We start from the raw sequence: 13,935 nt of genomic DNA, 5'->3' as shown, positions 1-13,935 counted from the left end.
ACAATCGACACGATCACACCGCGGCCTGCGCACTTCACCTGGCGTTATCTCGGCCTTGTCTTTGTCGGCGGAACCGCCGGAACCGCCCTGCGCGAAGGCCTCGGCCTGCTGTTGCCGGCCGGCACCGGCCTGCCGCTGATCACCCTCGGCATCAACCTGGTCGGCGCCCTGCTGCTCGGGCTGCTGCTCGAGGCCCTCGTGCGTCGCGGACCCGACGCCGCCGGTCGCCGCCGCCTGCGCCTGCTGCTCGGCACCGGACTGCTCGGCGGATTCACGACCTACAGTGCCCTCGCCTCCGACAGCGCCCTGCTGCTGCAGGGCGGGGAGATTCAGCGTGCCGTGGCCTACGCTTTGGGCACGGTTCTGCTGGGCGGCCTCGCCACCTGGCTGGGTGTCGTGCTGGCGGCGGCGCTGCACCGGGCATCCGCTCGGGGGCAGAACGGATGACTCCGCTCCTGTTCCTGGGTGTCGCTGCCGCTGGCGGCGTGGGCGCGGCTGCCCGCTTTGCTCTAGACGGTTTCGTGCGGGCACGCCTCGGCGGGGCGTTCCCCTACGGCACCACGATCATCAACGTGAGCGGCTCGCTGCTGCTCGGACTCATCACCGGTCTGGCCCTGAACCACCTGGTTGCACCGGAGTGGAGCCTCGTGCTCGGCGTCGGCCTGCTCGGCGGGTATACGACGTTCAGCACGGCCAGTTTTGAAACCGTGCGGCTGGCGCAGGCACACCGCTACCTGGCCGCGCTGGCCAACGGTGTCGGCATGCTGGTCGCATCCGTTGCTGCGGCGGCGTTCGGTCTGTGGATCGGGCTCGCGCTGGGGTAGTCGCGCTGGGCCCAGGTTGCGCCGGGCTCAGGTCGCGCCGGGCTCAGCTTGCGCTGGGCTCAGGTCGCGCTGGGCCCAGGTTGCGCAACTGGGACCATGATTGATCATGGTCCCAGTTTTCGGGCCCGGGCCCGGTCAATAAAATGGGGCGTGGAAGGCGACTACTCGCCGGCGGTGGTCATCTGCGCGGTGACGAATGCTTCGAACGCGGCGGCATCGGTGAAGGAGCCGGTGTAGCTCGCGCCATTGACCAAAATGGTCGGGGTTCCCTTGACCTGCTCAATGTCGGAGTTGGGGATGGGCCCGTCGAGCGCGCGTTGCGTCGACGCGTCAACCCAGCCCGAGTAGGTCTGGTCGGTGATGCAGCTCGCAACCTCGGTCTCGGTCACCCCGGCCGCCTCGACCAGGCTGGCCAGTTCGGCATCGCTCAGTCCGCTCGAATTCTCGGCGGGCTGCTGGGCGAACATCGCGGTGTTGAAGTCGAGAAATTTGTTCGGTTCGTAGTTGGCGACGCAGGCGGCGGCGTTGGCAGCTCGGGTGGCGTACTTGGTGCCCGACGACAGTCGGTCGAGAATCGAGATTGGGTGTACCTCGACCGTTGCGTTGCCGGCGGTGACCCAGCTCGTGATCTGCTCGCCGTTGGTGTTTTCGAAATCGCCGCAGATGGGGCAGAGGTAGTCGACGTACATCACAATGTTGGCCGTATCGGCGAGTGCCGTCTGGTCCGTGGCGGTCGGGTCGGCATCCGCTTCGAGGGCGGGCGTCGAGGCGGCGGAGACCGTCGTGCCGTCGCTGCCGAGCAGAATGCCGTCGCTGGCCATGTTCGCCGGTCCCGGCGCGGTCGGTGCGTTCACGGTGTTGACGATGACGAGGGTGACGATGGCGACCAGGGCGAGCAGCCCGATGCCGATGCCGCCGCGCAGAAAGAGACGACGGCGGGACTCCCGTTTGACCTGCTCGGCCCGCATCAACCGGGCGTGCTCGCGGGCTTCCTCGCGGCGGTCTTTTTTGGGTGGGCGGGCCGGTCCGGAAGTGCTCATGCGGGAGTTCACCGTTCGTTCGTTGCTGCGCCGCCGAAGCAGCCGTTGCCTACGACGTTAGCGGCCCTGCCTAACGGTCCGGTTCAGACTGGCTGGGAGCTGGCTGGGAGCACGGCTCGGCCCGCCCGAATGGGGGGCAGCGAACAACGGATGCCGCGGCGCACGCGAATCGTCAGCGACGGGTGCTGAACGCCGCATCGAACGCCGTGGTCGGTGCGTCAAAGGCGAGCGACCGCACGAAGGCGAGTGCTTCGGGAGCTCCGACCAGGCGGTCCATTCCGGCGTCCTCCCATTCCACCGAGAGCGGGCCGTCATAGCCGATGGTGTTGAGCATGCGAAAACTGTCCTCCCAGGGTACGTCCCCGTGGCCGGTGGAGATGAAGTCCCAGCCGCGGCGCGGGTCGGCCCAGGCCAGCAGTGAGCCGAGTCGGCCGTTGCGGCCGTTGTTCAGGCGCTTCTTGGTGTCTTTGCAATCCACGTGATAGATGCGATCGCGAAAATCCCAGAGAAAGCTGACCGGGTCGAGGTCCTGCCAGATGAAATGGCTCGGGTCCCAGTTCAGGCCGAACGCGGGGCGATGCCCGATGGCTTCGAGGGCGCGCTCCGTCGTCCAATAGTCGAAGGCGATCTCACTCGGGTGCACCTCGTGGGCGAAGCGCACGCCGACCTCATCGAACACGTCGAGGATCGGGTTCCACCGGTCGGCGAAGTCCTGATAGCCGGCATCGATGAGCTCCTGCGAAACGGGCGGGAACATGGCCACGTACTTCCAGATCGACGATCCGGTGAACCCGATGACCGTCTTCACGCCGAGTTTCGCGGCGAGCCGGGCGGTGTTCTTCATCTCCTCGGCGGCGCGTTGGCGCACGCCCTCCGGGTCGCCGTCGCCCCAGATCGAGTCGGGCAGAATGTCGCGGTGCCGCGAGTCGATCGGGTCGTCACAGACGGCTTGACCTTTGAGGTGGTTGGAGATGGCCCACACCTTCAGGTTGTACTTCTCGAGTACGGCGAGCTTGCCGGCGACGTAGTCGGTGTCGTTCCAGCGATTGGGGTCGAGATGGTCGCCCCAGCAGGCGATCTCCAGCCCGTCGTAGCCCCACCCGGCGGCGAGCCGCGCAACTTCTTCGAAGGGCAGGTCGGCCCACTGGCCGGTGAACAGGGTGATTGGGCGGGCCATGAGTTCTCCTAGTTGTGTGCGGCGAGCTATTTCTGTGCGGCGAGCACAGGGGTGAGGGTGGGCGTCCAGGCGCTTCCATTGTTGGAGCTGGCCTCCACGGCGGCGAGCACCTGCTGCACCTGCAGGCCGTCGGCGAACGACGGGGTCGGCTGCCGGCCAGCCGAGATGGCCTCGACAAAGTCCCTGGCCTGGTGGGTGAAACCGTGCTCATAGCCGAGCGTATGCCCGGGCGGCCACCAGGCGGCCAGATACGGATGCTGCGGCTCGGTCACCAGAATCTTGGTGAACCCTTGCTGCCCGCTCGCGGCGTTCCCGTCGAAGAAGCTCAGATCGTTGAGGTCTTCCAGGTCGAACGAGATCGCGCCCGTCGAGCCGGAAACCTCGATGCGGAAGGAATTCTTGCGGCCGGTGCAAAAGCGTGTGGCCTCGAAGCTGCCGAGCGCGCCGCCCTCGAACCGGCCGGTGAACAGGGCCAGATCGTCCACGGTCACGAGGCCGCGCTCGGCGGTGCCGGTGCCGGAGAGTCCCTGCCGGGCACCCAGCAGCGGGCGTTCCTTCACGATCGTCTCGATGATGCCCGAAACGCTCTCGAGCCGTTGCCCGGTGATGAACTGGGCGAGGTCGATGGCGTGGGCGCCGATATCGCCCAGTGCCCCGGAGCCGGCGAGCTCCTTCTGCAGACGCCAGGTGAGCGGAGATTGCGGGTCGACCAGCCAGTCCTGCAGGTAGTTCACCCGCACCTGACGAATGTCGCCGATCTTGCCGGCGGCGACAAAATCGCGGGCGAGTGTGGCGGCAGGAATTCGCCGATAGGTGAACCCGACCATGGCGTACACGCCTCGGTCGAAGGCGCGAGCGGCGGCATCCGCCATCGCCTCGGCCTCGGCGACCGTGTTGGCGAGCGGCTTTTCGCACAAAACGTGTTTGCCCGCGTCGAGCGCGGCGATCGCGATCTCGGCGTGTGACGTGCCGGGGGTGACGATGTCGATCACGTCGATATCCGGCCGGTCGATCACCGCCCGCCAGTCGGAGGACGACTCGGCCCAGCCCCAGCGGGTGGCGGCCTCCGCCGCTTGCCCGGCGTCGCGCCCCACGAGAACGCTCATCTCGGGCTGCGCGGCCAGGTCGAAGAAGCGAGGGGCGACGCGCCAGCCCTGGGAGTGCGCGGCACCCATGAATCCGTGGCCGACCAGTGCGACGCGAAGCGGTGCGCTCATGTGAAAACTCTTCCTGTTGATGGTCACGGGGAGCAAGACCGGCTTGCTCCCCGTGCGACGCGCCGGTGGTTTAGGACTCGAAGGCGGTCGGCAGATACTTATCCACGTTCTCGCTGGTCACCACGGGGGCGTTGAGCACGATCCGGTTGGGGATCTCCACCTCGACAAGGTCGCTCATGGCCTTGTTTTGCACGAGCAGGCGGGCCAGACGGATGCCGTCGGCCGCCTGGGTGGACGGATACACCACGGTGGCCTTCATCACGCTGTCACCGGCCTGGATCAGGCGCATGGCGTTGGCGGATCCGGCACCGCCGACCATGATGAACTCGTCGCGCCCGGCGGCGTCGATGGCCGCGAGTACGCCGATTCCCTGGTCATCATCGTGGTTCCAGAGGGCGTCGATCTGCGGGGCGGCGGCGAGCAGCTGCGAGGTGGTGGCCTCGCCGCCCGCCACGGTGAAGTCGGCGGAGACGCGGTTGGTGACCGACAGACCGCAGTCGCCGAGTGCCTGCTCGAAGCCGGCGCTGCGCTCCTGGGTCAGGGGGAGCGAGTCGATGCCGGCGATCTCGGCGACCACGGCGTCGGGGTTGTCGCTGAGTTCCTCGCAGATGTAGGTGCCGGCGCTGACGCCCATGCCGTAATTGTCACCGAGGATGGTGGCGCGGGCGGCGAAGGTGCTGGAGAACTCGCGGTCCACGTTGATCACCGGGATGCCGGCCTCCATAGCGCGGATGGCTACCTGGGTCAGCGCGGCGCCGTCGGTGGGCAGCAGCACGATGGCATCGACGCCATCGTTGATGAAGCCTTCAACCTGGCTGATCTGCAGGTTGGCGTCGTTGGTGCCCTCCGCCACCCGCAGGTCGATGTCGTCGTACTTGTCGGCCTCGGCGATCGCCGCATTGTTGATGGCACCGAGCCAGCCGTGGTCGGCGGCGGGCCCTGAATAGCCGATGACGATGGTGTCGCCCTGCGCTTCGTTGCCCTCGACGCTGGCGTTGGTGGGCTGCGTGTTCGTGGCGGTACCGGCCGTGCAGCCGGTGATGAGGCCGACGACGGCCAGCGAGGTGCCGGCGGCGAAAAGAAGTCTGCGACGGACAGTGCGGGGTGCAAGCATGTGATTCCCTCTGGCTCGGTGAATGGCTGCAGGTGCAGGAGTGTGGTGCTGCCGGCGATCGTGCGAGGCAATTGTCGAACAATTGGGAAGGCGTCGACGCTGACGAGTTGAACGATAGCAGATGGTGACAGTTTGCGCGCAACTTATTGATGTTCATCGACGTAAGTACCGACCCTGTGTTAGGTTTTTTGCATGATCACTGTCGACCATTCCGCAGCATTACTCGAAGTTCGCGGGCTAAGAAAGAGTTTCGCCGGGGTGAAGGCGCTTCAGGGCGTCGATCTGGTGGTGCGGCCCGGCGAGGTGCACTGCGTGCTCGGCCAGAACGGTGCCGGAAAATCCACCCTCATCAAGACCCTCTCCGGCGCTTATCAGCCCGACTCCGGCGAGATCTTCTGGCAGGGCGAGCCGGTCACCATCGGTGGCCCGGTGGCCGCCCTCGAACTCGGCATCGCCACGATGTACCAGGAACTCGACGTGGTCGACGGCCTCACCATCGCGGAGAACGTCTTTCTCGGCCACGAGCAGGCCACCGGCGGCGTGCTGCACGTCGCCTCCGCCAACGCCCGAACGCAACAGATCCTCGCGCGGCTCGGCCACAGCGAGATCTCACCGCGCACCGAAGTGGGCCAGCTTTCGGCCGCGAACAAGCAGATCGTGAGCATGGCTCGGGCGCTGAGCCGCGACACCAAGCTGATCATCATGGACGAACCCAGCGCGGTGCTCGACTCCCAGGAAGTGGAGAACCTGTTCCGCGTCGTCGCCGAGCTCACCGAGCAGGGCATCGCCGTGGTCTACATCTCCCATCGGCTCGCGGAGATCCGCCGCATCGGCGACCGCATCACCGTGATCAAAGACGGCAAGACCACGGCCTCGGGCCTGAGCGTGGCCGATACTCCCACGCCACACCTGATCCGCTTGATGACCGGTCGTGAGGTCGCCAACGTCTTTCCGCAGTCCACTCCGCTGCCGACGGATGCGCCCATCGTGCTGCGCTGCGACGCGCTCGGCGTGCGCGGCGTCTTCCGCAACGTGTCCCTCGAGGTGCGCGCGGGCGAGATCGTCGGTCTCGCCGGTCTGGTCGGCTCCGGCCGCTCCGAAATTCTCGAGGCCATCTACGGTGCCCGCCGCAGCACGAGCGGCACGGTCACCGTGAACGGAACGGTGCTGCGCCCCGGCTCGGTCGACGCGGCGGTCAGCGCCGGCATCGGCCTCTCGCCCGAGGAACGCAAGAGCCAGGGCCTCATCCTCGACGAACCCATCTTCAAGAACGTCACCCTGTCATCCTTCGCCCGGTTCGCTCGCGGCGGTTTTCTGCGGGAGGGCGCTGAACGCGACGCCGCCCGACAACAAATCGAGGCCCTGGAGCTGCGGCCGCCCGATCCCAACCTGACGACCCGCAGCCTGTCCGGGGGAAACCAGCAGAAGATTTTGCTCGCACGGTGGCTCGTGCACGGCACCACGGTGCTCTTGCTCGACGAACCGACTCGCGGGGTGGATGTCGGTGCCCGCGCCGAGATCTACGCCCTCATTCGCCGCCTCGCCGAGGCCGGTACCGCCATCATCGTGGTCTCCAGCGAGATCGACGAGGTGCTCGGCCTGGCTGATCGCGTGCTGGTCATCAGCGACGGCGACGTTCTTACCACAACGAATTCCACCGACATCGACGAACCCGGTGTTCTCGACCTGGTCATGAGAGGAAGTGCCGCATGAGCGAGCAGATCACCCAGCCGGCCCCGCCGACCCCCGTTACGCCCGACACCCGACCCGGCATCGTCAAGCGGATGCTCGCCGGCTCGGCCGGCCGCAACCTCGGGCTGGTCATCGCCTTCGCGCTGTTGATCGTGGTGGGAATCCTCACCGCGGGCGACCGGTTCGCCAGTTTCGACAACTTCGTCACCATCATCCGCTTCGCCTCGATCGTCGGCGTGGTCTGCGTCGGAATGACCTTCGTCATCACGGCCGGAGGCATCGACCTGTCGGTAGGTTCCGTGGTGGGCCTGTCGAGCGTGGTGGCGAGCCTCACCGCGGTGCAGCTCGCCTCCGCGCAGTCGTCCTGGCTGCTGATCGTCGTGGTCGCGCTTCTCGTCGGCACCCTGGCCGGCTTCGTGAACGGCGTGGTGATCGCCTACGGAGGCGTCGTGGCGTTCATGGCGACGCTCGCCATGCTCGTGGGCGCGCGCGGCCTCGCCGAACTCATCTCGAACCGGTCGACCCAGATCGTGAACAACCAGGAATTTATGGGCTTCTTTCGCGCCGACCTGCTCGGCGTGCCCATTCTGATCTGGATCTTCATAATCGTGGCGGTGGCCGGCTGGATTCTGCTCAACCGCACCACCTTTGGCCGCCGCACCGTGGCCGTCGGCGGCAATGCCGAGGCGAGCCGCCTCGCCGGCATCAAGGTGAAGCGCCACATGGTGTACGTCTACATGCTCTCGGGCCTCACCGCCGGCATCGCCGGGGTCATGTTCCTCGGTCGCACCACGGTCGGTACCTCGACGCACGGCACGCTCCTTGAGCTCGACGTGATTGCGGCCGTCGTGGTGGGCGGCACCCTGCTCATCGGCGGCCGCGGCACCATCGTGGGATCCGTGCTCGGAATACTCATCTTCAGCACGCTCACCAACGTCTTCACCCAGAACAATCTCTCCACCTCGGTGCAGAACGTGGCGAAGGGCGTCATCATCGTGGCCGCCGTGCTGCTGCAACAGCGTTTCGCCTCCCGCGGCAGCCGCAGCAAGTGACCGTGCCGGGCAGCGGGGTGCCGGTGATCTTCGACGACGGGATCTGCGAGACCGCCCTGCCGCACGGTACCGAGGTGCAGACGGAGGTACTGATCGTCGGATCCGGCCCGGCCGGATCCGCCGCAGCCCTGTTTTTGTCCACCCTCGGCGTCGCCAACCTGATGATCACCAAATACCGGTGGACCGCCAACACGCCGCGCGCCCACATCACCAATCAGCGCACGATGGAGATTTTTCGCGACGTCGGCATTGAAACGGCGGTGCGGGCCGAGTCGACGCCGAACGAGATGATGGGTGACACGGTGTTCTGCACCTCGATCGCCGGCGAGGAACTTGGGCGCATTCTCACCTTCGGCACGCATCCGGGCCGGCACGCCGACTACGAACTGGCCTCGGCCGCCAGCATGTGCGACATTCCACAGACCTACCTCGAGCCCATCCTGGTGAAGAACGCCACCACACGGGGAACGCTGACCAGGTTCTCGACGGAGTACCTCTCCCACGTGCAAGACGCGGAGGGGGTGAGCGTGCGCGTACTGGACCGGCTTACGGGTCTCGAGTTCAGCATCCGTGCGAAGTATTTGATCGGCGCCGACGGAGCACGCTCCCAGGTCGCCGCCGACCTCGACCTGCCGATGGAAGGGGAGATGGATATCGCCGGCTCGATGAACATCACCTTCACCGCAGATATCACGCCCTTCGTGGGGCATCGCCCCTCGGTGCTGTACTGGGTGGTGCAGCCCGGGTCGAACATCGGCGGTATCGGAACGGGCCTGGTGCGCATGATCCGGCCGTGGAACCAGTGGCTCGTCGTCTGGGGCTACGACATCACGCAACCGGCGCCGGTGATCGATACGGCCGCGGCGACGCAGATCGTGCGCAATCTGCTCGGCCTGCCCGAGCTCGAGGTGGCGATCACCGGGACGTCGCTCTGGGGAAACAACGCCCAGTACGCCACCCGGCTGCAGCGCGGGCGGGTGTTCTGCGTGGGCGACGCGGTGCACAAGCATCCGCCGAGCAACGGGCTGGGATCGAACACGTCCATCCAGGACTCCTACAACCTCGCCTGGAAGCTCGCCGCCGTGCTGACCGGCACAGCCGGCCCCGAGCTGCTGGACACCTACTCCGAGGAGCGGGCACCGGTAGCGCGGCAGATCGTGTTGCGGGCCAACAAATCGGCTGGCGAGTTCGGCCAGCTGTTCGACGCCCTCGGCGTCACCGACGCCCGCACCGAATCGGAGATGATCCAGATGATGGAGGAACGAAAGGCGAACACCCCCGCTGGCGCAGCCAAACGCCAGGCTATCCAGAACGCGATGGAGGTGAAGAACTACGAGTTCAACGCGCACGGCGTCGAGATCGGACAGTTCTACGAATCGACCGCCATCATCGCCGACGGTTCGGCTCGCCCCGTGCCACGACGCGACCCGGAACTGTATTACCAGGCTTCGACCGTGCCGGGCTCCCGCCTGCCGCACGCCTGGGTGGGCGACAGCGCGCACAAGATCTCGACCCACGACCTCGCACCGTTCACGCAGTTCACAGTGATCACCGGAATCACCGGCTCAGCCTGGGCGGATGCCGCGGCCCGAGTGGGCGCGCGGCTCGGCGTGCGGCTCGAGACCGTGATCATCGGACCCGGGCAGCCGGTGACCGACCTGTACTTCGACTGGGCCCGACTGCGCGAAGTCGCCGAGGATGGCGCCCTGCTCGTACGGCCCGACAAGCACATCGGCTGGCGGTCGCACCGGCTCGCCGACGACCCCGAAGCCGTCCTGTTCGACGCGATGACCGCGCTGCTCGGTCGGGCGGACAGCCGGGCGGACAGTCGCGCGGACAGCCGGCCGGACCGCCGGCCCGACAATGTGCTGAACAACCTGGCTGCTGCGCCGGTCGGCGTGGCAGCCAGTGGGCGCCGCTCATGATGACCCCCGCCGCTTTCGCCCGTCTCGTGCGACTCCCGGCCGCGCTCACCGCGCCCGGCGACACCCTCGCCGGAGCCGCAGCCTCCGGGCGTTCCCTCGGACCGCACACCGTGCTGCTTCCACTCTGCTCCACCCTCATCTACTGGGCGGGCATGGCCCTGAACGACTACGCCGACCGGGCACTCGACGCGGTGGAGCGCCCGGAACGGCCGATTCCGGCCGGCGACGTGACACCAGCCGAGGCCCTCACGGTGGCCATCGTGCTCACCGCGTGCGGCGTCGGCATCGCAGCGCTGGCCGGCGGGCGGCAGGCCCTCGCCGTCGCACTCCCGCTCGCCGCGAGCGTCTGGGCCTATGACCTCGTATTCAAATCCACCTCGCTCGGCCCGGTCGCAATGGCCGGCACGCGACTGCTCGACGTGCTGCTCGGCGCCGCCTCGGTGCCGGCCGCCCTGCCCGCCGCGCTCACCGTGTTTACCCACACCCTCGGCACTACCACCCTCAGCCGCGACGAAGTTCACGGCTCGACGAGCCCCGTGGTGGGCACCCTGGCCGTCGCGGCCACGGCCTGCGCGGCCGTGGCCGCTGCCGCCGGCCCGGCACGGCGGCCCGCAAACGGATGGCTGCCCCGGGTCGTCGGGGCCTACTTCGCCATCGCCTACCTCGGCGCGGTGGCCCCCGCCCAGCTGCGGGCCCGCAACACCCGCGCGGCCGCGGACGTGCGCCGGGCGGTCGGAGCTTCGGTGATCGGAACGATCGGCCTGCAGGCGGCGCTCATCGCACGCTCCGGTTCCGTTAAAACCGGCCTCGCCGTCGCCACCCTGCTCCCGCTCGGCCGGCGCCTCACCCGACGGGTATCAGCCACATGACCGGCGCGGGCTCCGGCGCGGCGATCACGCTCGCGCACCACCTCACCGGCGACGCAGCGACCTGGCTGGCGGCCGCCTGCATCGATGTGCAGCAGCATCCGTCAGCCATCACCCGGTACTTTCCCGCCGTGTCCCGGCGCTGCGGGCGGGTGCCGCTCTGGGCTGACGATGTGCGGGGACTGCGCCACGGCACGATCGACGACGCGGCTCGCGGCGTGCTGCTGGGCGCTCTCACCCCCATCGGCCCGGCGCTCGTCGAGCTGCTCGACGATCTGTACCAGCACGGCGATGCCGGCGAGAAGCGTGGCGTGCTGCGCGGGCTGCACCGGCTCGACACCGCAGAGCAACCGATCGGCCCGGCCCTGCTCCCGCTCGTCGACGACGCCCTGCGCACCAATGACGTGCGCCTGGTGGCAGCGGCCCTGCAACCGTATGGCGCACACTACCTCGGCCCCGACGCGTACCGCCAGGCCGTGGTCAAGTGCGTCTTCACCGGCGTGCCACTGAATGTCATAGCGAATCTCGCCGAGCGGCAGACCATCGAACTCGCCCGCATGCTCGTCGATCTCGCCCACGAACGCAGCGCCGCCGGCCGGGATATTCCCGACGATATTGCCGCCGTGGTCGCCGCCTTCCCCGAGTGCCTGCACCGCCCGGACCTTCCGGGGGCCCTGCTCGCTGAACTGCAGCCTCACATATATATAAGGAGTAACGACACATGCGCATCCTGGACCCGCACATTCACATGAGTTCCCGCACGACCGCCGACTATGAGGCCATGTACGGCGCCGGGGTGCGCGCGGTCGTGGAGCCGGCCTTCTGGCTCGGTCAGCCGCGCACGAGCGTCGACTCGTTCATCGACTACTTCGACGCCCTCGTCGGCTGGGAGCCGTTTCGGGCCAGCCAGTTCGGCATCCGCCACTTCTGCACGATCGGCCTCAACCCTAAGGAGGCCGGCGACCCGCGCCTGACCGGGGTGCTCGACATCATGCCGCGCTACCTGGAAAAGGACGGCGTCGTGGCGGTCGGCGAACTCGGCTACGACTCGATGACCCCGCAGGAAGACCACGCTTTCGCCGCGCAGCTCGCACTCGCCGTGGCGCACGAGCTGCCCGCACTCGTGCACACCCCGCACCGGGATAAGCTCGCCGGCACCCGCCGCACCCTCGACGTGGTGCGGGAGAGCGGCATCGCCCCCGGCATGGTCGTCGTGGACCACCTCAACGAGGTCACCGTGCCCGAGGTCGTCGATTCCGGCTGCTGGATGGGCTTCAGCATCTACCCCGACACCAAAATGGACCCCACCCGCATGGTCGCGGTGCTTCGCGACATCGGGCTCGACCGGGTGCTCGTCAACTCGGCCGCCGACTGGGGCCGCAGCGACCCCCTCACCACGCGCCGCACCGGCGAGGCCATGCTCGCCGCCGGCTTCGACGACGACGCGGTCGACCGCATCCTCTGGCGCAACCCGATGGAATTCTACGGCCAGAGCGGCCGCCTCGACCTCGACCCGACCGGGCAAGCGGATGCCGCCGCGCCCGCCGAATTCGCCGGCAATTCCATCATGCGCGGTGCCCGCGCATGACCGGCCCCACGCCGCTGCTCGTAATCGATGTCGCCGGGCTGACCCCGCGGCTGCTCGCCGTGATGCCGCACCTGCAGGGCGTCGCGGCCCGCGGCTTTTCGGCCGAGCTCGGCACCGTGCTGCCCGCCGTGACCTGCTCGGCGCAGTCCACCTTTCTCACCGGACTCACGCCGGCCGAACACGGAATCGTCGGCAACGGCTGGTACCTGCGCGATATCGGCGAGGTCAACCTCTGGCGCCAGCACAACCGGCTGGTCGGCGGAGCGAAGGTCTGGGAGACCGCTCGCCGCAGCAATCCCGGCTACCGGGTGGCGAACGTGTGCTGGTGGTACGCCATGGGGGCCACGACTGACGTCACGATCACCCCTCGCCCGGTCTATCACGCCGACGGACGCAAATCACCGGATGCCTACATCCACCCGCCAGAGCTGCACGACGAACTTGTGGCGAAACTCGGCGCCTTCCCGCTGTTCACCTACTGGGGTCCGACCGCGGGCTTGGCCTCCTCGAAGTGGATCGTGGGCGCGGCCCGGCACGTGTTGCCCGGCCACGACCTGACCCTGGTCTATGTGCCGCACCTCGACTACGACCTGCAGCGGTTCGGCCCCGACGACTCACGCTCCTTCGACGCCGCGCGTGAGCTCGACCGGGTTCTCGCCCCGCTGCTCGATGATGCGGCCGGGCTGGGCGTGACCGTCGTGGTGCTCAGCGAATACGGCATCACAAACGTCGACCAGCCCGTCGACGTGAACCGGATGCTGCGCCGCGAGGGGCTGCTCGAGGTTCAGACGAATGCGAGCGGGGAGCTGCTCGACCCCTGGACGTCGCGCGCTTTCGCCGTCGCCGACCACCAGATCGCGCACGTCTACGTGCAGAATCCCGCCGATCTTTCCCACGTGCGCGCACTGCTCGAAGCGCTGCCCGGCGTGGCCGAGGTGCTCGATGCTGAGGGTCAGGCCCGGTACGGCCTCGACCATGAGCGGAGTGGTGAGTTCGTGGTGGTGGCCGAGAAGCGGGCATGGTTCACCTACTACTACTGGCTTGACGACGCCCAAGCGCCGGACTTCGCGCGCGGCGTGGAGATTCACAAGAAACCCGGCTACGACCCGGCCGAGCTGTTCTTCGACCCCGACGACCGCTTCGTCAAGCTGCGAGCGGCCCGCAACCTGGCCAAAAAGAAGCTGGGGCTGCGCTACGCCATGCGCGTAGTGCCGCTCGATCCCTCCTGCGTGCGTGGTTCCCACGGGCGCCTGCCGGAGAGCGCCGCCGACGGCCCCGTGCTGCTCTGCTCCGACCCGGCTGCCGCCCGGGAGGTCATCGCCGCCACCGAGGTGCGCGACCTGCTCCTGCAGCTCGCCGGCCTCGCGGCGCCCGTTCCCGTCTAACCTGCTCCACCCGACCCGCTCGCGGCACTCGTTTGAGAACGTGGCACTCGTTCCA

13 protein-coding genes are annotated in these 13,935 nt (G+C 67.9%); 9 read left to right on the top strand and 4 right to left on the bottom strand.

What is annotated here, in order from left to right; translation table 11 throughout:
- Window positions 1-3: 3 nt before the first annotated feature.
- Window positions 4-447 (top strand): CrcB family protein, encoded by a 444-nt coding sequence (locus E3O25_RS14990; RefSeq protein ID WP_174721753.1) that lies wholly within the window; start codon window positions 4-6, stop codon window positions 445-447.
- Complete coding sequence (crcB, locus tag E3O25_RS14985) at window positions 444-824, top strand: fluoride efflux transporter CrcB (RefSeq protein ID WP_134361540.1); 381 nt, start codon at window positions 444-446, stop codon at window positions 822-824. Before E3O25_RS14990 ends, crcB begins: the two co-directional genes overlap by 4 nt.
- Before the next feature lie 161 nt (window positions 825-985).
- On the opposite strand, the gene E3O25_RS14980 is transcribed toward crcB, so the two are convergent.
- The 4 genes from E3O25_RS14980 to E3O25_RS14965 all read right to left on the bottom strand — a co-directional run bounded on the left by E3O25_RS14980 (window position 986) and on the right by E3O25_RS14965 (window position 5,372).
- The gene (locus E3O25_RS14980) at window positions 986-1,864 is read right to left on the bottom strand and encodes a thioredoxin domain-containing protein (protein WP_134361539.1); all 879 of its coding nucleotides are present in this window, start codon (window positions 1,862-1,864) and stop codon (window positions 986-988) included.
- 172 nt (window positions 1,865-2,036) lie between these two features.
- A complete protein-coding gene (locus tag E3O25_RS14975) occupies window positions 2,037-3,041 on the bottom strand; it encodes a sugar phosphate isomerase/epimerase (protein ID WP_134361538.1) in 1,005 nt (334 codons plus the stop codon).
- Between the two features lie 26 nt (window positions 3,042-3,067).
- On the bottom strand, window positions 3,068-4,258 hold the full coding sequence (locus E3O25_RS14970) for a Gfo/Idh/MocA family protein (RefSeq protein WP_166787758.1): 1,191 nt from the start codon (window positions 4,256-4,258) through the stop codon (window positions 3,068-3,070).
- Window positions 4,259-4,328: 70 nt separating this feature from the next.
- On the bottom strand, window positions 4,329-5,372 hold the full coding sequence (locus tag E3O25_RS14965; RefSeq protein WP_092106175.1) for a substrate-binding domain-containing protein: 1,044 nt from the start codon (window positions 5,370-5,372) through the stop codon (window positions 4,329-4,331).
- 192 nt (window positions 5,373-5,564) lie between these two features.
- On the opposite strand from E3O25_RS14965, the gene E3O25_RS14960 reads away from it, so the two are divergent.
- The 7 genes from E3O25_RS14960 to E3O25_RS14930 are packed head-to-tail and all read left to right on the top strand — an operon-like array spanning window position 5,565 to window position 13,880.
- On the top strand, window positions 5,565-7,085 hold the full coding sequence (locus E3O25_RS14960; RefSeq protein ID WP_092106173.1) for a sugar ABC transporter ATP-binding protein: 1,521 nt from the start codon (window positions 5,565-5,567) through the stop codon (window positions 7,083-7,085).
- On the top strand, window positions 7,082-8,116 hold the full coding sequence (locus tag E3O25_RS14955; protein WP_092106171.1) for an ABC transporter permease: 1,035 nt from the start codon (window positions 7,082-7,084) through the stop codon (window positions 8,114-8,116). The genes E3O25_RS14960 and E3O25_RS14955 overlap by 4 nt, the downstream gene beginning before the upstream one ends.
- Window positions 8,113-10,041: an FAD-dependent monooxygenase gene (locus E3O25_RS14950; protein ID WP_241988617.1), complete on the top strand. Its 1,929-nt coding sequence runs from the start codon at window positions 8,113-8,115 to the stop codon at window positions 10,039-10,041. Before E3O25_RS14955 ends, E3O25_RS14950 begins: the two co-directional genes overlap by 4 nt.
- Window positions 10,038-10,910, top strand: coding sequence for an SCO3242 family prenyltransferase (locus E3O25_RS14945; RefSeq protein ID WP_241983964.1), 873 nt, complete (start codon window positions 10,038-10,040; stop codon window positions 10,908-10,910). Before E3O25_RS14950 ends, E3O25_RS14945 begins: the two co-directional genes overlap by 4 nt.
- Window positions 10,907-11,659: an EboA domain-containing protein gene (locus tag E3O25_RS14940; RefSeq protein WP_134361537.1), complete on the top strand. Its 753-nt coding sequence runs from the start codon at window positions 10,907-10,909 to the stop codon at window positions 11,657-11,659. Before E3O25_RS14945 ends, E3O25_RS14940 begins: the two co-directional genes overlap by 4 nt.
- Window positions 11,629-12,495, top strand: coding sequence for a TatD family hydrolase (locus tag E3O25_RS14935; RefSeq protein ID WP_134361536.1), 867 nt, complete (start codon window positions 11,629-11,631; stop codon window positions 12,493-12,495). The genes E3O25_RS14940 and E3O25_RS14935 overlap by 31 nt, the downstream gene beginning before the upstream one ends.
- A complete protein-coding gene (locus tag E3O25_RS14930; protein ID WP_134361535.1) occupies window positions 12,492-13,880 on the top strand; it encodes an alkaline phosphatase family protein in 1,389 nt (462 codons plus the stop codon). Before E3O25_RS14935 ends, E3O25_RS14930 begins: the two co-directional genes overlap by 4 nt.
- Window positions 13,881-13,935: the final 55 nt, after the last annotated feature.

The organism is Cryobacterium sp. TMT1-3 (genome assembly GCF_004402315.1).
GTDB classification, from domain to species: domain Bacteria; phylum Actinomycetota; class Actinomycetes; order Actinomycetales; family Microbacteriaceae; genus Cryobacterium; species Cryobacterium luteum.
This window is presented reverse-complemented; position numbering and strand designations above follow the sequence as displayed.